The sequence below is a fragment of the Mycobacterium zoologicum genome, from assembly GCF_020181635.2.
GTDB lineage: Bacteria > Actinomycetota > Actinomycetes > Mycobacteriales > Mycobacteriaceae > Mycobacterium > Mycobacterium zoologicum.
In genome coordinates, this window is record NZ_JAYJJS010000045.1 from 1 (window position 1) to 20,089 (window position 20,089).

Annotated in this window: 18 protein-coding genes; 8 read left to right on the forward strand and 10 right to left on the reverse strand. The window is 67.0% G+C overall.

From position 1 onward, the window contains the following. Window positions 1-269: hypothetical protein (locus tag K6T84_RS22840; protein WP_329786895.1), on the forward strand; the 269-nt coding region annotated here is incomplete at its 5' end. Here K6T84_RS22840 and K6T84_RS22845 read toward each other — a convergent pair. Then, entirely contained in the window at window positions 206-1,714 is a 1,509-nt protein-coding gene (locus K6T84_RS22845) for a DUF1254 domain-containing protein (protein ID WP_329786896.1), read from the reverse strand. The genes K6T84_RS22840 and K6T84_RS22845 overlap by 64 nt on opposite strands. 606 nt (window positions 1,715-2,320) lie before the next feature. Here K6T84_RS22845 and K6T84_RS22850 point away from each other — a divergent pair. After that, on the forward strand, window positions 2,321-3,460 hold the full coding sequence (locus tag K6T84_RS22850; RefSeq protein WP_225401702.1) for a PE-PPE domain-containing protein: 1,140 nt from the start codon (window positions 2,321-2,323) through the stop codon (window positions 3,458-3,460). A gap of 7 nt (window positions 3,461-3,467) precedes the next feature. Here the strand turns inward: K6T84_RS22850 and K6T84_RS22855 are convergent, their stop codons facing one another. After that, window positions 3,468-3,959 carry a methylated-DNA--[protein]-cysteine S-methyltransferase gene (locus tag K6T84_RS22855; RefSeq protein ID WP_225401703.1) on the reverse strand — a complete coding sequence of 164 codons (492 nt, stop codon included), beginning with the start codon at window positions 3,957-3,959 and terminating at the stop codon, window positions 3,468-3,470. After that, the gene (locus K6T84_RS22860; protein ID WP_225401704.1) at window positions 3,956-5,449 is read right to left on the reverse strand and encodes a DNA-3-methyladenine glycosylase 2 family protein; all 1,494 of its coding nucleotides are present in this window, start codon (window positions 5,447-5,449) and stop codon (window positions 3,956-3,958) included. The genes K6T84_RS22855 and K6T84_RS22860 overlap by 4 nt, the downstream gene beginning before the upstream one ends. An 84-nt stretch (window positions 5,450-5,533) precedes the next feature. On the opposite strand from K6T84_RS22860, the gene glsA reads away from it, so the two are divergent. Next, a complete protein-coding gene (glsA, locus tag K6T84_RS22865; RefSeq protein ID WP_225401705.1) occupies window positions 5,534-6,787 on the forward strand; it encodes a glutaminase A in 1,254 nt (417 codons plus the stop codon). 12 nt (window positions 6,788-6,799) lie between these two features. Here glsA and K6T84_RS22870 read toward each other — a convergent pair whose 3' ends face one another. Beyond that, window positions 6,800-8,404, reverse strand: coding sequence for an adenylate/guanylate cyclase domain-containing protein (locus K6T84_RS22870; protein WP_225401706.1), 1,605 nt, complete (start codon window positions 8,402-8,404; stop codon window positions 6,800-6,802). 47 nt (window positions 8,405-8,451) lie between these two features. Here K6T84_RS22870 and nucS point away from each other — a divergent pair, with 47 nt between their 5' ends. The 3 genes from nucS (at window position 8,452) to K6T84_RS22885 (ending at window position 10,586) form a co-directional block, all read left to right on the forward strand. Further along, window positions 8,452-9,123, forward strand: coding sequence for an endonuclease NucS (gene nucS / locus K6T84_RS22875; protein ID WP_224865058.1), 672 nt, complete (start codon window positions 8,452-8,454; stop codon window positions 9,121-9,123). 63 nt (window positions 9,124-9,186) lie between these two features. Next, window positions 9,187-10,275, forward strand: coding sequence for an NADH:flavin oxidoreductase (locus K6T84_RS22880; RefSeq protein ID WP_255612495.1), 1,089 nt, complete (start codon window positions 9,187-9,189; stop codon window positions 10,273-10,275). A gap of 17 nt (window positions 10,276-10,292) precedes the next feature. Continuing rightward, window positions 10,293-10,586 carry an Rv1322 family protein gene (locus K6T84_RS22885; protein ID WP_224865060.1) on the forward strand — a complete coding sequence of 98 codons (294 nt, stop codon included), beginning with the start codon at window positions 10,293-10,295 and terminating at the stop codon, window positions 10,584-10,586. 31 nt (window positions 10,587-10,617) lie between these two features. Here K6T84_RS22885 and mce read toward each other — a convergent pair whose 3' ends face one another. After that, entirely contained in the window at window positions 10,618-11,109 is a 492-nt protein-coding gene (gene mce, locus K6T84_RS22890) for a methylmalonyl-CoA epimerase (RefSeq protein ID WP_224865061.1), read from the reverse strand. A gap of 82 nt (window positions 11,110-11,191) precedes the next feature. On the opposite strand from mce, the gene K6T84_RS22895 reads away from it, so the two are divergent. Beyond that, entirely contained in the window at window positions 11,192-12,373 is a 1,182-nt protein-coding gene (locus K6T84_RS22895; RefSeq protein ID WP_225401707.1) for an acetyl-CoA C-acetyltransferase, read from the forward strand. 145 nt (window positions 12,374-12,518) lie between these two features. Beyond that, window positions 12,519-13,412: a tetratricopeptide repeat protein gene (locus K6T84_RS22900; RefSeq protein WP_224865063.1), complete on the forward strand. Its 894-nt coding sequence runs from the start codon at window positions 12,519-12,521 to the stop codon at window positions 13,410-13,412. Window positions 13,413-13,417: 5 nt separating this feature from the next. Here K6T84_RS22900 and glgB read toward each other — a convergent pair whose 3' ends face one another. The 5 genes from glgB to K6T84_RS22925 form a co-directional block, all read right to left on the reverse strand. After that, window positions 13,418-15,628, reverse strand: a complete 2,211-nt coding sequence (gene glgB / locus K6T84_RS22905) for a 1,4-alpha-glucan branching protein GlgB (protein ID WP_225401987.1) — start codon at window positions 15,626-15,628, stop codon at window positions 13,418-13,420. 97 nt (window positions 15,629-15,725) lie between these two features. Further along, the gene (locus K6T84_RS22910) at window positions 15,726-17,096 is read right to left on the reverse strand and encodes a neutral zinc metallopeptidase (RefSeq protein WP_329786897.1); all 1,371 of its coding nucleotides are present in this window, start codon (window positions 17,094-17,096) and stop codon (window positions 15,726-15,728) included. A gap of 99 nt (window positions 17,097-17,195) precedes the next feature. Next, complete coding sequence (locus K6T84_RS22915; protein ID WP_225401708.1) at window positions 17,196-19,184, reverse strand: ATP-dependent DNA helicase; 1,989 nt, start codon at window positions 19,182-19,184, stop codon at window positions 17,196-17,198. After that, window positions 19,171-19,596: an MTB12 family secreted protein gene (locus K6T84_RS22920; protein WP_225401709.1), complete on the reverse strand. Its 426-nt coding sequence runs from the start codon at window positions 19,594-19,596 to the stop codon at window positions 19,171-19,173. Before K6T84_RS22920 ends, K6T84_RS22915 begins: the two co-directional genes overlap by 14 nt. An 18-nt stretch (window positions 19,597-19,614) precedes the next feature. Next, window positions 19,615-19,968 carry a nuclear transport factor 2 family protein gene (locus K6T84_RS22925; protein ID WP_225401710.1) on the reverse strand — a complete coding sequence of 118 codons (354 nt, stop codon included), beginning with the start codon at window positions 19,966-19,968 and terminating at the stop codon, window positions 19,615-19,617. Window positions 19,969-20,089 lie beyond the last annotated feature (121 nt).

The window sequence follows — 20,089 nt, forward strand, 5'->3', positions numbered from 1 at the left end:
ATAAAGCCCTGTGCCCCCCAACAAAAATTGGGGGGCACAGGCACTTTTATTCCTTTATCAATCGAGTGCGCATCAAGAAAAAGGGCAATGCTGTACTGCGTTTCGGCGTAGGGCTCACCGTGGCCCGCCCGCTTTGCTTCAAGTCCAGCTGTCGCACGGATCTCGTCACGTCGATCGGCGGCATTTCAGACGACCGGTCGTTCGGTCACATGGCCTCGACGGCGGGTGGTTTCCAGGTGCCGTCGGTGATGGCGGGCTTGCCCCAGTAGGCGCGGATGTAGAGGGAGAACGGTCCGTCCGGTGCGGGCAGCCAGTTCGCTTCTTTGTTGGGACCGGGTGATTTCGCGCCGGCATAGAGGGTCAACGATCCGTCCTCGCCGCGGGTGAGCGACTTGTTCTTGGTACCCAGGGAGTAGCGGTTCAACGGATTCGGGTTGAAGAAATGTTCTTCGTTGTAGAGGGTCACTGACCAGAAGCCTTGGACCGGGGGTTCTTGTCCCGCAGGAAAAGTAATCCGGTAGGTGCGATTACCGTGCAGCGCGGCGCCGGTGCCGTCGCGGTCGGTGTAGAAGTACTGGGTCTCGTTGGGGCGGTTTTCGAACATATTCGATTTGGCGGTCGCGGTACGGTTGAAGTAATCGAAGCCGAACATGGCGTTGTTGACCGATCGGTTCCAATTGCTGCCCACCGGCACACCGTTGTGGACCCATTGCCGGAACGGTGTGATGACATCAGTCTCGGAGGCGACCGCCGTGTCGGTGAGGACTTTCTTCACCTCCGGGTCCTTCCCGGCGTCGAGCAGCGCAGTGAACTGCGCATAGAGCGCTTCCTCCCCCGGCAGCGGGGCGACCGCCTCCAGGGCCGTGCCGATCTGGTCGAAGAACTGCTCGGGGATCACCCAGCTGGTTTCACCGCCGCCCTGCGTGGGAGGGGTGGGCAGGCTCGGAAGCTTGGCCCATTCGACCGTCTTCATCGATCCGTCGAACTCGGTCAGCGGGTAGATGTTGATCTGCTTGATCACCGGTTGGATAGCGGCACGGTCTTCGGGAGTGTCATCCATGAACACCCGGGGGATTCCCGCCGCCAACGCGGTCGAGGACCGCAGCACAGCTTCGACGCCGTCGGGCTTGTCGCCCTTCCAGTTCGGACCGGCCAGCAGGTAGAACCCCGGCTTGGAGTTATAGGGTTTGCCGAGTTCGCCGAACTGGTCGGTGCGCTGGTCATAGAGCGCGTACACCCAGAACCGATCGCCGAAATCAGGCACTTGGATGATCACAGGTTCTTCGTCGAGCGACATGTACGACAACCCGTAGACAACGTCCTGATTGGGGCACGCGATGAAGGTCTGGGCGGGATCGATGTAGTCGGACAGCATGGCCAATCGCCCTCGCGGGGCGGCGGGCAGCACCCCGTTGAGCCGACCGGGATGCGGCGCCCTGGTGATCGAGGCCTTGCGGTTGAGCATATTGACCAGCGGCCATCCCCAGAGATACGCCGTCTGCCCGAAGGTGCGGGCATAGCCGGGGTGCATCACCACCCCGGGCACGGGCTGGGTGATCTTGGCCGCGGGCGTCTCAGACGGATGGGGTTGGGCTGATTCGCCCGACGTCTCCGTCGGTGCGGTGTTGTCGGTTGAGCACCCGGCCAACGCGGCCCCGGCGCCGACCGAGGCGACTGCCAATCCTGCTGCGCTCAATGCCGATCGCCGTGTCATTCCCCAGCTCATGAGAAGAATCCTCCTGATTGATCCGGATCGAATGTGGCTCCCCCGGCCCCAACGCCGCGTCGGTCGCAACGCACATGCGCCCTCACTTAAGCACGCCGAGCGGCTGTCAGGCCGACGATTGGTCGTTCCGAATTGGACTGCGACATCACGGAATATGCATAGCCCGGTGTAGCCGGGCAGCGGCGCTGATCCGTGCGCGGTCAGGTCACAATCGAAGGCCTCGACCGCAGTGCTCACCGCCGCCGCCACATCGGCGCCGGGCCTTACGTCACAGGCGATTCCGATCGATCCGTTTCCGAGTTCGGTGGCCGCCGCAACCGCGCCGTCACCGTCGATGTCGGCGATCGCGACACTGGCCCCGCCTTTACCCGCGCGTGGGCGACACCCCTCGGGCCGCCCACGTAACACGAAACTAGCCACACCGGGCCGCTCAGCGATACAGGGCTTTCCTTTGCAACGGCGGCCTGAAAACGCGCGGGGATTTCCCTGGCATTTACCGGGCTCGTCAAACCTCGCGGGTGATTGCTGTTGCCGTATCTGCCCCCGGGCGATACCGTTAAGCGGAATCTAAGGAAATCAACAGGATGGTGTTCGGTGCGAACCTTCCCTTGCGTACCCCTTGTCATCGCGGTCGCAGCGGCCGGGCTCTTGGCCGGGGCACCGGTGGCCGGCGCGCAATCGCGGGCGATCGGGCTTACCGGCAACGGAACGTCGCTGGGTGACGGTGTCGCATTCGTGATGGGCGGCACCGGTATGCCGCAGCCGTCCGAGCGGTACCTCGAGGCCATCAACGCCGCATATCTGCAACCGCACGGATTCGGCGGCGATCTGGTGTCGCTGTGGACGCCGGAGAATGTCAGTTCGACGTCGCAGGCGGTCGGTGGGCAGATTCTCTACAACGCGATCATGGGCCAGATCGCCGGTGGCGGCGTCGACGCCGATCACCCTGTCGTGGTGTTCGGCTATTCGCAGAGCGCGCTGATCTCCTCGGATCTGATGCAGCGACTGGCCGACGAGGGAGTGTCAAACGATCTGGTCCGGTTCGTGTTGATCGGCTCCCCGGGCACCAGTGAGATTCCCACCGATCTGTATCACACCGACGTCTACAACTACGAATACGATATGGTCGCGTTCCGGCCCACGTATTTCAATCCGCTGGCCGATCTGAACTCATTCATGGGCTTCATCTACGGGCATTCGGTGTTGTTGAGCGTGACGCCCGAACAGGTCGCGTCCGCAGTCGAGCTGCCGACTTCTGATCCCGACTCGCTGAACTCGTATTACATGTTTCCCTCGGAGCTGCTGCCGCTGCTGGCCCCGCTGAAGCTGATCCCGGTGCTCGGACAACCGCTCTATGAGCTGTTGGAGCCCGTCACCCGCATCCTGGTGAACCTCGGCTACGGCAACATCGATCACGGCTGGCCTCCGGGAGACGTCGATGTGACTCCGGCGTCCGGGCTGTTCCCCGCCAATATCGATCTGGGTGAGCTCGCCACTGCGCTGGGAAATGGTGTGCAACAAGGGATCAGCAATGCTCTCGCCAGCCTGCTGGACCCCGCGACCTACCAGGTCGTCCCGCTCATGGAGGACCCGTCACTGGCCGCTCTCATTCAGGAGGGGTACATCGTGGGAGTCGTGGACTCGCCGAATCCGACGCTGGAGGAGGCCCTGACCGGTCTCTGGACCTTCCTGCAGGGCTTCACCGACACGACCGAATACCCGATGCCGGACTGATGATCGCTTAGTCGAACAAGGTCGCGCTGGCGTGACGTCGTTCCAGGTCCAGCAGTGCGCGCTTGCGCTCGATACCGCCGCCGTACCCGGTCAGGCTGCCGTTGGCACCGATCACGCGATGGCACGGGACGATGATCGAGATCGGGTTGCGGCCGTTGGCCAATCCGACGGCACGCGACGCGCTGGGTGACCCGATCTGATCGGCGAGCTCACCGTAGGAGCGGGTCTGGCCGTAGGGGATCGTCAGCAGGGCGGTCCACACGCGTCGCTGGAACTCGGTGCCGCCCATGGTGTAGGCCAGGTCGAACTCGGTGAGGTCTCCCGCGAAATACGCCCCGAGTTGCTCGACGACGTCGGGGAACGCGGTGTCATCGCGTTGCCAGCCGGTGTGATCGGGAGCGTGAGAGTGGTTGATCATCAACAGATGGCCGAGCCTGCCGTCGGCACCGGCCAGCGTCAGCGGGCCGATCGGGCTGTCGATGATGCGCTGAATGGTCATGCGATCTCCTCGGAAGTCGGGGGCCAGTCGTTGACGGCGTGGTCGAGTGCGGTCCACAGATGCTGGGTGGCGTAGGACCGCCACGGACGCCAGCGGGTGCTGCGCTCGATCAGTGCCCGTGGGGTATCGGGCAGGCCCAGATGGCGGGCGGCCAGCTGAACACCCAGGTCGGCTACCGGAAACGCGTCCGGGTCGCCCAGGCCTCGCATCGCGATGACCTCGGCGGTCCACGGCCCGATCCCCGGAAGGCGCAGCAGATCGTGGCGGGCCTGCTCCCAATCGCAGCCGGCCCCCAACGCGAGGCTGCCATCGCCGAGCGCTGCGATCAGGCTGACCAGGGTCTGCCGACGTGCTCGGGGCAGCGCCAGTTCGTCGGGATCGAGGTCGGCCAGTCGCTGCACGGACGGGAACACATGCGTCAGACCGCCTGCCGGGTCACTGATCTGGTCGCCGTGTCCCAGCACCAGTCGCCGGGTGTGGGTGCGGGCGGCCTTGATCGACACCTGCTGGCCGAGCACCACCCGTACCGCCAGTTCGGCTTCGTCGACGGTTCGCGGAATACGCTGCCCCGGGGCTTTGGCCACCAGGGCCGCCAATTCGTGGTCGCCGGTGAGCGTTTCGATGACCGCCTCGGGGTCGGCGTCGAGGTCCAACAGCCGTCGGCAGCGGGCGATCGCCGTGGTCAGGTCCCGGAAGTCGTCGAGTGTCAACAGGCATCGAACGTGATCGGGGGCGGGAGTCAGTGCGGCGATACCGTTGCCGTGCGGCAGCCGCAGGGTGCGCCGGAAGGCTCCGTCGCGCACCTCTTCGCAGCCAGGGACCGCGGAGGCCCCCAGGTGCCCGAAGACGCCCTGGAAGGCGAACGGAGTACGTACCGGCAGTCGCAGAGACACCGTGCCGGGCCCGTGGCTGTCGCGGCTGCCTCGGGTGTCCGCTTGGGCCCGCAATGCGCTCGGGGTGGCGGCACACACCGCGCGGATGGTGTCGTTGAACTGGCGGATACTGGCGAACCCCGCCGCGAACGCGATGTCGGACATCGTCAAGTCGGTCGTTTCGATCAGGATGCGCGCGGTCTGTGCCCGCTGCGCCCGGGCCAGAGCCAGCGGACCCGCGCCGACCTCGACCTGTAGCAGGCGTTGCACCTGGCGGGCCGAATAGCCGAGGTGGGCGGCCATCCCGGCGACACCGTCGCGATCGACCGTGCCGTCGGCGATCAGACGCATCGCCCGGCCGACGACGTCGCCGCGGATGTTCCATTCCGGTGAGCCGGGAGCCGCGTCCGGGCGGCACCGCTTGCAGGCTCGGAAGCCATCCCGCTGAGCGGCCGCGGCGGTCGGGTAGAACCGCACGTTGCGTGCCAGCGGGGTACGCGCCGGGCAGCTGGGCCGGCAGTAGATCCCGGTGGTCAGCACCGCGGTGATGAACCAGCCATCGAAGCGGGCATCGCTGGACCTCACAGCCCGATAGCAGCGGTCGAAGTCGTCGTGCACGGTTGTAACGATGGCACGCGAAGGCCGGCAACACTAGCGGAAAAGCGACACGACAGTGCCGGGCCGACGGGCTACGATCTGGACGTGGCGGCATTGGTACAGCGATACCTCGACGGAATCCTCGCCGAACACGCCGCCGTCACCGGCGGACAGTTGGCCGACTACATCCCGGAACTGGCGAGGGTCGACCCGACCGGCTTCGGTCTGTCGTTGTCCTCATCGGACGGCTATGTCTACGAATCCGGTGACGCGGGTGTGCAATTCACCATGCAGTCGATCTCCAAGCCGTTCACCTACGCACTGGCACTGGACCAATTGGGGCTGGCGGCTGTCGATGCGCGGATCGGGGTGGAACCCTCCGGTGAAGGCTTCAACAAGATCAGCGTCGACCAGGTCACCAACGTCCCGAAGAATCCGATGATCAACGCGGGTGCGATCGTGGCGTGTTCGTTGATACCGGGTAGGACCGCTGCCGACCGTTTCGGCCTGATCCGTGAGTTCTACAGCGCGTGCGCGGGCCGCAGTCTCGAGTTCGACGAGGAGGTCTACCGCTCCGAGAAGGCCACCGGCAGCCGCAACCGCGGAATCGCTTATCTGATGGACAGTTTCGGTGCACTGGCCTGTGACCCCGACGAGGCTCTCGATGTCTACATCCGGCAGTGCTCCCTGAAGGTCACCAGCACCGATCTGGCCCGGATGGCCGCGACTTTGACTCGGGGCGGGCGCAATCCGGCGACCGGGCGGCAGGTGACCGATGCGACGGTGGTGCGGCGCGCGTTGTCGGTCATGGTGACCTGCGGAATGTATGACGCCGCCGGTGAATGGGTCAGCGCCGTGGGCCTGCCCGCCAAGAGTGGCGTGGGCGGCGGCATCGTGGCGGTGCTGCCCGGTCAACTCGGTATCGGAGTCTATTCGCCCAGGATCGACGCCAAGGGCAACAGTGTTCGTGGAATGCTGGTGTGCCGCAGTCTTTCTCAGCAGCTCGGGTTGCACTTCCTGACCGTCAGCAGCGATGCCCACGCGGCGATCCGCGGGACATACAACCCGCGTCCCGGCGTTCGGGTCTACGAGGTGCACGGCGACCTGCTGTTCGCCGGCGCTGAACAGGTGACCCGTACCGTCACCCGCGAGTGCGCCGAATTCGACACGGCGATCCTCGACGTGTCGCGCCTGCACACGATCAGCGACCCGGCGCGCGGCCTGCTCGCAGGCCTGGCGGCAGATCTGGAAGCACTGGGCAAGCGGGGACTGCTCGTTGATCCCGCTGAAACCGTCGCACCCGCGGACTACGACGCGATGGTGTTCGCCACCGCAAAGGACGCGCTCGCCGCGCTGTAGCGGCGGGCGTACCTACAGCGGGCCGGCCAGCACGGTGGGTTGGTCATAACCGCGCAACACCATCGAATCGCCCAGCACCCAATGCGCTTGCTCGTCGATGCTCGCGGCGCGCAGCGTCCGTGCGGTGGTCAACAGCGGCAGCGTCTTAACTTTCGCCAGCTCGCACAGCCGGGCGGCCTCGTTGACCGGCTCGCCGATCACGGTGTATTCGAAACGCTCATTGGCCCCGACGTTTCCGGCGACGACCTGTCCGGCCGCCACCCCGATACCGGCCCGGATCTCCGGCACCTCGTCGGCCAGCCGGTACAAGATGCCGCGAGCTGCGGCCAGCGCTTCGTCTTCTGGCTGATCGAGGTGGTTGGGGGCACCGAAGATCGCCAGCGTCGCATCACCCTCGAACTTGTTGATCAGCCCACTGTGGCGGTCCACTTCGTCGACGACCACGGCGAAGAACCGATTGAGCAGGGTCACGACCTCTGTCGCCGGCTTGGCTGTGACGATCTGCGTCGAACCGACGATGTCGACGAAAAGGACTGCGACATGACGTTCTTCACCGCCGAGCTGGATCTTCTCACGTTCGGCCGCAGCCGCGACCTCGCGGCCGACGTGCCGGCCGAACAAGTCGCGCACCCGCTCCCGCTCCCGCAACCCGTGCACCATCGCGTTGAAACCGCTCTGCAATTCCCCGAGTTCGGTGCCGTCGAACACCACCAGGTCAGCGCCCAGGTTGCCCTGCTCGACGCGCTTGAGCGCGGCGCGCACCACCCGCACCGGAGTTGCGGTGAGCCAGGCCAGGATCAGCATCAGCAGGAATCCGAAGATCAGCGTCGCCACCGATGCGATCAGCACGGCGGTGCCGAACTGAGTCAGGGTCAGGTTCTTCAGCACCACGGCGAACAGTGCAGTCAGGGCGATACCGAGAATCGGAACCCCGGAGGTGAGCAGCCAGACCATCATCGTCCGGCCCATGATGCCGGACAGGAATCGCCGCGGCGGCGGGCCGGCGGTCAGTGCCTGCGCGGCCACCGGCCGTAATGCGAACTCGGTGCACAGATAGCAGGCGGTGGCCACGAGGATGCCGCAGACGCTCAGAGTGAATCCGACGATCGGAATGAAGTAGTTGTCCGAGAGCCCGTAGAGGATCGTGAACAGCACAATCGCCACACCCCATAACGCGAGCACGACCTGCGACACCCGCCACGGCGCCAGGAAGGCGTTGCGCTCATCCACGCGTGTCGGTTCCTGTTCCTTGATCGCCCAACGCAACTTCTTGATGGTGCGCCGCGTGATCCAGTAGGTGCCGAAGATCAACGCGATCGCCACGTATGCCGGAACGACCCCGAACGTCAGCCAAGTCGGGGCGTCGGAGAACACACTGGGCGTCGGAAAGGCCACGGTCACCAGCAGGGCCGCCACGCCGACCCCGACCAGGTTCGTCCCGACGATAACGACGGTCATGATGAATTGGATACGGATCCGGCGCAGGTACTGACTCTCCGACACCCGGCCCAGCAGCCAAGAACCGTATTCGGGTGTTTCGGGCAGTCGGCCGCTCTGGCGGGTCAACAGCTCCAGAATTCGGCCCAGGCGTTGCGCGGTCGTCTTTGGACGCTTCATTGTGGCGTAAGGATAATTGCTCGGCGCGGGCCTTTAAGGTGGATCGGATGCGACTCGTGATCGCCCAGTGCACCGTCGACTACGTCGGCCGGCTCACCGCACACCTGCCGTCGGCTCGGCGGCTGCTGCTGCTCAAGGCCGACGGTTCGGTGAGCGTGCATGCCGATGACCGTGCCTATAAGCCGCTGAACTGGATGAGCCCTCCGTGTCGGTTCACCGAGGAAACCGGTGGTGAGCTGCCGGTGTGGGTGGTGGCGAACAAGACTGGTGATCAGCTGCGGATCACCATCGAGGAGATCGAGCACGACTCCAGCCATGAACTCGGCGTGGATCCCGGCCTGGTGAAAGACGGTGTCGAAGCCCAGCTGCAAGTACTGCTCGCCGAGCATGTCGAACTGCTCGGCGAGGGTTACTCCCTGGTGCGCCGGGAATACATGACGGCGATCGGCCCGGTGGACCTGCTGTGCCGCGATGCGCAGGGCCGAGCGGTGGCCGTGGAGATCAAGCGGCGCGGTGAGATCGACGGTGTGGAGCAGCTCACCCGGTATCTGGACCTGCTGAACCGGGACGGCCTGCTCGCGCCCGTCAGCGGGGTGTTCGCCGCGCAGCAGATCAAACCGCAGGCGCGCACACTGGCCACCGACCGTGGTATCCGCTGTCTGACATTGGATTACGACGCAATGCGCGGCATGGCCAGCGACGAGTACCGGCTGTTCTGAACCAGCGGCGGAATAGCCGGCGCGGGTCGCGCGTTGGAGCCGTCCGTGGCACAGCGTGAATTCTTGCAAGATCTATTCCAGCCCGTGACCGTTCGTTCGCTGACCATCCCGAACCGGTTCGCGATGGCGCCGATGACCCGGCAGGCATCACCGGGCGGCATCCCCGGAGTTGACGTCGCCGATTACTACCGACGGCGTGCCGCGGGCGGGGTCGGGCTGATCATCACCGAGGGCATCCGGTTGCCCGACCCGGCGGCGGGATTCCCGGCCAGCGTGCCGACGATCGCCGGTGACGAGGTGCTCGCCGGCTGGACACGCGTCGTCGACGGCGTGCACGCCGAAGGCGCCACCATTGCCGCCCAGCTGTGGCACCAGGGGGTTGAGCGCCGCGACGACGACGGGGTGGTGCCGGTCGGGCCGTCGGGTGTCGACGGACGGGGTGAGCCCCGCGGCAGGGCGCTGGAGCGCGACGAGCTCCACGAGATAGCGCAGGAGTTCGCCGGCAGTGCTGTCAACGCGCGCGACGTCGGCTTCGACGCGGTCGAGATCCACGGCGCCCACGGTTATCTGCTGGACGAGTTCTTCTGGGAGCGCACCAACCGTCGTACCGACGAATACGGCGGCTCGCTGGCCGCGCGGACCCGATTCCCGGCCGAGGTGGTCGCGGCGGTCCGCGACGCCGTGGGACCGGATTACCCGATCATCTTCCGGTTCTCGCAGTGGAAGGGCACCGACTACGCGGCGTCGATCGTCGAGGATCCGGCCCAGTTGGCCGAACTGCTCACGCCGCTGGTCGAAGCCGGAGTCGACATGCTGCACCCGTCGACGCGCAGGCACTACGTGCCCGCGTTCCCCGACGACGACGCCGAGCTGAGCCTGGCCGGATGGACCAAGAAGGTCAGCGGTGTGCCGGTGATCGCGGTGGGATCGGTCGGCCTGGACACCCAGTTCCGCAGCGAGAAACGCGGCGAGGTGATCGCGCCTGCACCGACTGACCTTCTGGTGGAGCAGTTCGAGGCGGGGGAGTTCGATGTGGTGGCGGTGGGGCGCGCCCTGCTGGCCGACCCGACCTGGGTGAATCGTCTGCGCCGAGGCGAGCTGGACGGGTTCGGCGGCTACGACGCGGCGGTCGCGCTTTCCAAACTGGCCTGATCGCTACGCTGTTCACCATGGCTCGCCGCCGCAGCCCCTCGCGTCCGCACCAGCCGTTGCGACTGTCGGCGAACCCGCAGCGCGTCGAGACCGGACCGGACGGCTACGACTACGTGGTGGCGTCCATCGCCGGCTCCCGGGCGCTCAAGGTGTATCGGTGTCCCGGCTGCGATCATGAGATTCGTTGCGGCGTAGCGCATGTGGTGACATGGCGAGCCGAGTCAGATGCTTCCGGTGAGGATCGGCGGCACTGGCACACACCGTGCTGGACCAATCGCGCAACCCGGGGCCCGACCCGGAAGTGGTCTTAAGTAGCCCCGACCACGAAGTGGTCCTAAAGACTCAGTGTTTCGGGGCGCTCGCTGCCGGCTCGACCAACTCGACCAGCACGCCGCCGGCGTCCTTGGGGTGGATGAAGTTGATCCGCGAGTTCGACGTGCCACGCCGGGGCGCCTCGTAGAGCAGTCGGACGCCCTGCTCGCGCAGACGTTCGGAAAGGGCATCGATGTCACTGGTTCGGTAGGCGAGCTGCTGCAGACCGGGGCCACGCTTGTCCAGGAACTTCGCGATGGTCGACGACTCGTCGATGGGGGCCATCAGCTGGAGCTGGGCACTGCCGACCGGGGCGCCGCGCACCGCCAGCATCGCCTCGACGATGCCCTGCTCCTCGTTGACCTCTTCGTGCAGCACGATCATGCCGAGCTGGTCGTGGTACCACTTCTTGGCCGCTTCCAGATCCGGCACCGCGATGCCGACGTGGTCGATCGCTGTCACCAGGGCCGAGGCCAACGGGGTGCGCGCCTCGAACGGGCCGGCGAAGGATTCGGTCGTCATAGGGCTAACGGTAACCTGACTGGAAACATCGCGCTGCGCCGATCGGCAAGATCGGCCGTTCACACCCGGCCTGGAGGTAGTCATGACGACATCGGTGATCGTTGCTGGGGCTCGGACCCCCATCGGCCGGCTGATGGGTTCGCTGAAGGAATTCTCCGGCAGTGACCTGGGGGCCATCGCCATCGCCGGGGCGCTGGAGAAAGCGAAGGTCCCGGCGTCGCTTATCGAGTACGTGATCATGGGCCAGGTGCTCACCGCGGGCGCCGGTCAGATGCCGGCCCGGCAGGCGGCGGTGGGCGCGGGCATCGGCTGGGACGTCCCGACGCTGACCATCAACAAGATGTGCCTGTCCGGGATCAACGCCATCGCCATGGCTGACCAGCTGATCCGCGCCGGCGAGTTCGACGTGGTGGTCGCCGGCGGCCAGGAGTCGATGACCCAGGCTCCGCACCTGCTGCCCAAGAGCCGCGAGGGCTACAAGTACGGCGACGTCACGGCACTCGACCACATGGCCTACGACGGCCTGCACGACGTGTTCACCGATCAGCCGATGGGTGCGCTGACCGAGCAGCGCAATGACGAGGACAAGTTCACCCGCGCCGAGCAGGACGAGTTTGCCGCCGAGTCGCACCGCAAGGCCGCCGCGGCGTGGAAGGACGGCGTCTTCGCCGATGAGGTGGTGCCGGTGAAGATCCCGCAGCGCAAGGGGGATCCGCTGGAGTTCACCGAGGACGAGGGCATCCGGGCCAACACCACCGCGGACTCCCTCGGCGGGCTCAAGCCGGCGTTCCGCAAGGACGGAACCATCACCGCCGGTTCGTCGTCGCAGATCTCCGACGGCGCCGCCGCGGTGGTCGTGATGAGCAAGGCCAAAGCGCAGGAATTGGGGCTGGACTGGCTGTGCGAGATCGGCGCCCACGGCGTCGTCGCCGGGCCGGATTCGACCCTGCAATCCCAGCCGGCCAACGCCATCAAGAAAGCCATCGCGAAGGAGGGCATCACCGTCGATCAACTCGACGTGGTGGAGATCAACGAGGCGTTCGCGGCGGTGTCGCTGGCCTCGACCCGTGAACTGGGAATCGACCCCGACGTCGTCAACGTGCACGGCGGGGCGATCGCCGTCGGACACCCGATCGGGATGTCGGGCGCCCGCATCACGCTGCACGCCGCGCTGGCGCTCAAGCAGCGCGGGTCCGGCTACGCGGTGGCGGCGCTGTGCGGTGCCGGTGGCCAGGGTGACGCCCTGATTCTGCGCGCCGGGTAGCGGCCTTCCTACGGTTGCGTAGGTTGCTGGACCCGTAGGTCCGGCACCGGGGAAATGGGAGTGTGATCTTGCTCATAGTGAGCCTTGTCGGGGCGAAGTCGACCGCCGCCGTGGACGCGGCGGCGCACATGACAGACTTGACGGCGTGACGCGTCCTCGGCCCCCGATCGGCCCGGCATTGGCCGGCGCAGTGGACCTGTCCGGTCTCAAGCAACCGGCTGCGGGGCCGGCCGGGGAGGTCCCGACTCCGCCGGGTGCCACCGAGATCACCGAGGCCAACTTCGAAGACGAGGTGCTGGTCCGGTCCAATCAGGTACCGGTGGTGGTGCTGCTGTGGTCCCCGCGCAGCGAAGCCTGCATCCAGTTGGCCGACAACCTGGCCAGATTGGCCGCCGGTGACGGCGGCACCTGGTCGCTGGCCATGGTCAACGTCGACGTCGCCCCGCGGGTGGCGCAGGTGTTCGGCGTGGACGCGGTACCCGCCGTGGTGGCGCTGGCCGCCGGACAACCCATCACGAGCTTTCAAGGGCCGCAGCCGCCGGACCAGCTGCGCCGCTGGGTGGACTCGCTGCTGTCGGCCACCGCGGGCAAGCTCTCCGGCGGCGGTGACGCCGAACAGCCCGCCCCGGTCGACCCCGTCCTGGCCCAAGCCCGCCAATACCTCGACGCCGGTGACTTCGACGCGGCCCGCGTCGCCTATCAGGGGTTGCTGGACGCCGACCCGAACCACGCCGAGGCCAAGGGTGCACTGCGCCAGCTCACCTTCCTGGAACGGGCCACCGGCCGGAATCCCGATGCACCGGGGATTGCCGACGCCGCCCCCGACGACATCGAGGCCGCCTTTGCCGCAGCCGACGTGTCGATCATGAACCAGGACGTCCATGCCGCCTTCGACCGGCTGATCGCCTTGGTGCGCCGGACCGCCGGCGACGAGCGCGCCGCGGTGCGGACCCGGCTGGTGGAGCTGTTCGAGCTGTTCGACCCCGCCGATCCGGACGTGGTCGCCGGCCGCCGCAACCTGGCCAACGCGCTGTACTGACCGGGCTATTCGGGCTCGAGCCACAGCGCGGACAACGCCGGCAGCACCAGCACCGCCGACGCCGGCCGACCATGCCAGGGATCTTCGGTGGCGTGAAATTCACCCAGGTTGCCGATGCCTGAACCCCGGTAGATCTGCGCGTCGGTGTTGAGCACTTCGCGCCACCCGCCGGATTGCGGCAGGCCCAGCCGATACTCGGTGTGGGTGATGCCGGCGAAGTTGAACACACAGGCCAGCATTGACCCGTCGGCGCCGAAGCGCAGGAAACTCAGCACGTTGTTGGCCGAGTCGTTGGCGTCGATCCAGGAGTAGCTGCGCAGGTCGTCGTCTTGGCTCCACAGTGCCGGAATGGCGAGATAGTGGCCGTTGATGTCGCTGACCAGGCGCTGAATGCCGCGTGAGTAGCCGTCCGGCTCGTCGAGCTGGAACCAGTCCAGGCCGCGGTCGTGGCACCATTCGCTGCGCTGCCCGAACTCCTGGCCCATGAACAGCAACTGCTTTCCGGGATGCGCCCACTGGTAGGCCAGCAGCGCCCGCAGGCCCGCCGCCTTCTGGTGATCGTCACCGGGCATTCGCGACCACAGCGTGCCCTTGCCGTGCACCACCTCGTCGTGGCTGATCGGCAGCACGTAACTCTCGTTGTAGGCGTAGAGCATCGAGAACGTCATGTTGTGGTGGTGGTAGCTTCGATGCACCGGGTCGTGGCCGAGGTAGGCCAGGGTGTCATGCATCCAGCCCATGTTCCATTTCATCGAAAAGCCCAGGCCGCCAAGGCTGGTGTTCCGGGTGACACCTGGCCATGAGGTGGATTCCTCGGCGATGGTCACGGTGCCCGGCGCCACCCGGTGCGCGGTCGCAGTCAACTCCTGAATGAACTGCACCGCCTCTAGATTCTCCCGGCCACCGTGGATATTCGGCGTCCAACCGCCGTGCGGCCGCGAATAATCCCGGTAGAGCATCGACGCCACCGCGTCCACCCGCAGCCCGTCGACGTGGAACTCAGTCAGCCAGTACAGCGCGTTGGCGACCAGGAAGTTGCGCACCTCGGGCCGGCCGAAGTCGAAGACATAAGTGCCCCAGTCGAGTTGCTCACCGCGGCGTGGATCGGAATGCTCGTAGAGCGCCGTCCCGTCGAAACGGCCCAGGGCCCAGTCGTCCTTCGGAAAGTGCGCCGGCACCCAGTCCACGATCACGCCGATCCCGGCCCGGTGCAGCGTGTCGACCAGCATCCGGAAATCGTCGGGCGTACCGAAACGTGCGGTGGGGGCGTAGTACGACGTCACCTGGTATCCCCAGGACCCGCCGAACGGGTGCTCAGCCACCGGAAGAAACTCGACGTGGGTGAATCCCTGCTGCACAACGTATTCCGTCAACTCAGAGGCGAGTTCGCGATAGTCGAGCCCCGGCTTCCAGGAGCCCAGGTGTACCTCGTAGGTGCTCATCGGCTCGGCCAGCGGATTGCGTGTGGGCCGCTGTGACATCCATTCGTCGTCGGTCCAGGCGTGGGTGCTGCGCGTGACCTGCGAGGCGGTCCGCGGTGGCACCTCGGTGGCGAAGGCGAACGGGTCCGCGCGGTCGGTGATCGCACCGCCGGCGGTGTGAATACGGAACTTGTACAGGCCATCCGGGGGGAAGTCGGGCCAGAACAACTCCCAGACCCCGGAGGAACCCAACGATCGCAACGGTGCGTCGTTGCTGTCCCAGCCGTTGAAGTCGCCGATCAGGCCCACGCCGACGGCATTGGGCGCCCACACCGCGAACGAGACTCCGACGACCTCGCCGTCTGGGGTGGTCAACGTCCGCCTGTGGGCACCCATCACCTCCCACAGACGTTCGTGTCGACCCTCGCTGAACAGGTGCAGGTCGAATTCGCCCAGCGTCGGCGCGAAGCGGTAACCGTCTGCGATGGTGTGCACTCCGGTGGGTTCGGCGAACCGGGCCGATTCCGGGTAGTGCAGCTCCAGTCGGTAGTCGGCCAGGCCTGTGACCGGCAACTCGACCGCGAACAGCCCGGAGCCCAGGGGGTCCATGGTGAACCGGTCGGTTCCGGCGAGCACCACGACCTGACGCGCACGTGGCCGCAGCACCCGCACCACGGTGACACCGTGGTATTCGTGGGCGCCCAGTATCGAGTGCGGATCGTGGTGTTCGCCGGCCAGCAGCCGAGCGATATCCACGGGCGACAGCTTGGGTGGTAGCGAGATGACCGGCTCGATGTCGTCGACCTCGGCACGGCCAGCCACGCATACTCCGTTCGTCGTCGGGCTTTTCACCCACGGTAATCGGTGGGGCACCGGCCTGAGAGGTGAGACGTCAGGGGAAGCGTTGCAGGCAACGGTCGTCGTCGCTGAGCACCCCGGTGCGATAGGCGTCGATGCGGGAGAACCCGGCCGGGACCGACTCGCCGTTGACGTCGCCGGCCGCCAGGCCGTTGGTGAGCAACCCGGCGACCGCTTCGTCGAGGTCGCCGGCGGTCAGCGCGATGATGCCGCCGTTGGAGGTGGTGACCCCCTGGGACAGCCTGGTGGTGGCCACCCCGGTCAGGCACGCGGTTCGCAGTGCGGCGGCGGCGTTGTCGAGCACCAGCCCGCCGTGCTCTATCTGCACGGCCTGCAGATACCGCGAGACCAGCATCGAGTACGCGGTGTTGTCGCCGGACAGTGTCGCCAGCTTCTCGTCCCGATTGGGCGTGCCGATGGCCTGTAGAGCCGGCAGGTCGACGTTGATGGTGTTGGTCGCCGGGCAGTACGACGCCGGCGGACTGGGGCGGGCGTCGGTGCACGACGACGCGGCCCCGGCATCGAAGCTGAGCTGCGGGGGCTTGGCGGGTTTGTAAAGGATGTTCATCGCCTCGACGATGACCTGCACCGAGTCTTCGCTGACCGCGACCTCACCGGTCTGGTCCTGCTGCAACTGGATCGGAAGTTCACCGCGGCGCTGTTCGATCTCCTCGGCGTCGATGGACCGGCACGAGTCCGCGCCCTCGGTGAACCCGAACTGGAACGCCGAGATTCGCTCGAATGCCGAGCCGTGTTCGTTGTCGCCGATCGTCTCGTCGGGCTGCAGCAGTGGATCACGCAGCGCCAGCATCGTGGACAGCACGCCGTTCAGCCCGTCGCCGGTGCTGAGCGTGAAGCGCGGCGAGTCGCCCTGGGCCACCCAACGCAGGTAGACACCGGCCAGGCAGTCGGCCTGCTGTTCGGCGACCAGGGTGGGGGTCTCACGCCGTTTGGTGATGCCGGCCGCCCGGGCGATCGCGTGACCGTACTCGTGGGCGAGCACCATCGGGATGGCCATGTCGCCGTAGGCGCGGCGCAGCGCAGGCAGCAATATCCGGCGATCCCAGCCGATGGTGTTGTCCAGGTAGCAGTAGGCGGCGTTGACCAGTAGGAAAGTCCTGCTCCGGCAGAACGTTCCGCGGGGCCGCGCAGGGTCCCAGGATAGTAGCGAGCTCGCCGGCCGGAAGTCACCGTCGAAGCTGTTGGGGTAGGTGGTCGTCCAGAACGCCTCGAGGTCGCTGACGGATTGTGCGGCGAGCTGATCGATCCGCCCGCCGTCGGTGTCCTTGACCTCACGGTCCGGCGGCGGGGCGTCGGGCCGCAGCCCGGTCGGCCCGTCGACGGCCTGCAGACCGCCCACCCGGAACGGGTCGGCGAAGCTGGACACCGCTTTCCCGTCGAGCATGTGGGCGCATCCGCTGAGCAGCAGGATCAGGGTGCAGGCCGCCGCACACATACGAGGGGTTCGGCAGGCAGGTGGCATGGGGAAGAACAATAGTTGGCCTCAGCCCTCCCGCAGCCGCTGCAGCGCCAGTAGGACTTTGTCGGTGTCAGTCGTCGCCCAATACGGCGGCAGTGATGCGCGCAGATATCCGGCGTAGCGGGCGGTCGCCATCCGTGAGTCGAGGATCGCCACGACTCCCCGGTCGTCGACGCTGCGCAGCAGCCGTCCGGTGCCCTGGGCCAGCAGCAAAGCGGCGTGATTGGCGGCGACCTCCATGAATCCGTTGCCGCCGCGGGCACTGATGGCGCGCTGTCGGGCGGTCAGCAGCGGATCGTCGGGCCGCGGGAACGGGATGCGGTCGATGAGCACCAGCGACAGCGACGGCCCCGGCACATCGACGCCCTGCCACAGCGACAACGTGCCGAACAGTGAGGTCTCGTCGGCGGCGGCGAACTGCTCGACCAGTGCGCCGGTGGTGTCGTCGCCCTGGCACAGCACGGGAGTGTCCAGTCGCTCGCGCATGGCCTCGGCCGCGGTGCGCGCCGCCCGCATCGAGGAGAAGAGCCCCAGGGTGCGGCCACCGGCCGCGGTGATCAGCCCGGCGATCTCGTCGAGTTGTTCGGCGGTTCCGGTGCCGTCGCGGCCGGGCGGCGGCAGGTGCGCGGCCACGTACAGGATGCCGGCCTTGGCGTGCTCGAACGGGGAGCCGACATCCAGGCCCCGCCAGGGCGCGGCTTCGGTACCGGTGCCGAGGGTCAGGCCCCAGGCTCCGGCCATCGCATCGAAGGATCCGCCGATCGTCAGGGTCGCCGAGGTCAGCACCGTCGTCGCCCGGCCGAACAGCCGGTCGTGCAGCAGGGCGGCCACCGACAGCGGTGCCACCCGCAACACGGGCCGCACCGAGCCGCGGTGGTCTTCGTGGCTCAGCCACACCACGTCGGTGCGTTCGGGGATGGACGGTTCGAACGAGGTCAGGATGCGTGCCGCGGTGTCGGCGATCTCGGTCAGCGCGGCAACCGACTCCTTGCGTGCCGCAGCGGCTTTGGGGTCCGACGGTGCGGTATCGATGGCCGAGCGGACGGCGCCGGCGGCGTCGCGCAGCGCGGTCAGATAGATCGCCATCTCGTCGTCGAGGTGATCCATCCGGCCGGGTGTGCCATCATGGATCGCCGAGCCGAACGTCAGGGAGGCGGCGTCGAGGCGCTGAACCAGCTCGGGGGAGACCAGCCGGCCCACCCGGCGCACCGCGACGCCAAGCGCGGCCGCCGTCAGCTCGGCGGTGGCCACCGAGGTCACCCGGTCCACCAGCTCGTGGGCCTCGTCGACCACCAGCAGTTGGTGCTCGGGCAGCACCGCGGTATCCGAGATGGCGTCGATGGCCAGCAGCGCGTGGTTGGTGACGACGACATCGGCCTGGCCGGCCACGGCCCGGGCCCGCTCGGCGAAGCAGTCGGTGCCGAACTGGCACCGCGTGGCGCCCACGCATTCTCGCGCCGACACGCTGACCTGCGACCAGGACCGTTCGGGCACACCGGGTTTGAGGTCATCGCGGTCGCCGGTGTCGGTGTCTTCGGCCCACGCGGTGAGGCGCTGCACATCGCGTCCCAGGGCGCTGGCCGCCATCGGCTCGAACAGCTCCTCCTGCGGCGCGCCGTCGGATTCCTCGGCGGCACCGCTGTGGATCTTGTTCAGGCACAGGTAATTCCGTCGGCCCTTGAGCAGCGCGAAGGTGGGTCGTCGGGGTAGCACGGGTTCGAGTGCGTCGGCGAGTCGCGGTAGGTCACGGTCGACGAGCTGACGCTGCAGGGCGATGGTCGCGGTCGACACCACCACCGGGTGGTCATCGGCCACCGCTCGGGCGATAGCCGGAACCAGGTAGGCCAGCGACTTACCGGTGCCGGTGCCGGCCTGCACCGCCAGGTGCTCGTCGGTGTCGAACGCCTGTGCCACCGCCTCGGCCATCCGCACCTGGCCGTCGCGTTCGCTGCCGCCGAGTGCGGCCACGGCGGCGGCGAGTAGCTCCGGTACGGACCGGTCAGTCTTCGGCAACAGCCTGGATCAACGTCGCGGCCGAATCGCTGGAGAGCATCCACCCGCCCTGGTCGACGAACGTGAAGACCTTGGTCGTCGGGGCCAGCTTCGGGCCTGACAGCGTGACCTGCGCCGCAGCGGTGTCCGCCCCGACCGGCCAGATATTTCCCACGTCGAACGTCAGCGGGAGTTCGCCGTGGTCGGCAGCCTTCTTCAGCCGGCTGCGGTTGAATGCCCGGCGCTCGGCCGAGCCGATCCCGCCCTGCACCAGCGTGCCCTTGGTCTGATCCGGGATCTCCGGGTCGGCGAGGTCGGTCAGCACGTGGTTGACCTGGTCGGCGGTCGGCAGCTCCTGGGTCGGCTCGGCGTGGGCGGGGGCGGCCCCCACCAATAAGGCGGCAGCGCCGGCGGTGACGGCAAGCGATTTCATGGCGATATCTTCGTTTCGTCAGGCCAGGTACGTTCCGTGTCCCTCGATGACCAGGCCGTCGTCGTCGAACTGGAGCACCTCGTTGACGAGGCCGCCGTTCTGGTTGCGGTAGTTGATGACAATGGTATCGATCCCGGTATAGACGCCTTCGACGGCGAAGTGTAGATCGGTCATCCGTGTCACGGCGCCGCTCCAGTAGCGGCGCAGGTCTGCTTTGCCACGGATGACTCCCGCCGTCTCCGGGTACATCTGGGCAGCAACCGGCGAGGTGAACACCACGTCGTCATGGAAGTGCTCCAGGACCGCCGCCACGTCGTGGCTGTTCCAGGCCTGCACCCACTGGCTGCTGAAAGCTGCCGCATCGAGTTCCATACCCGTGCACGCTAGCGACACGCGCCGCTGCGGCCCAGTCGATTTCCGCCACCGGCGCTAGCCTGAAGCGATGTTGCGTCCTGCAAGTTGGACTGGACTAGCGGGTGGAAGTCCCGTCTCG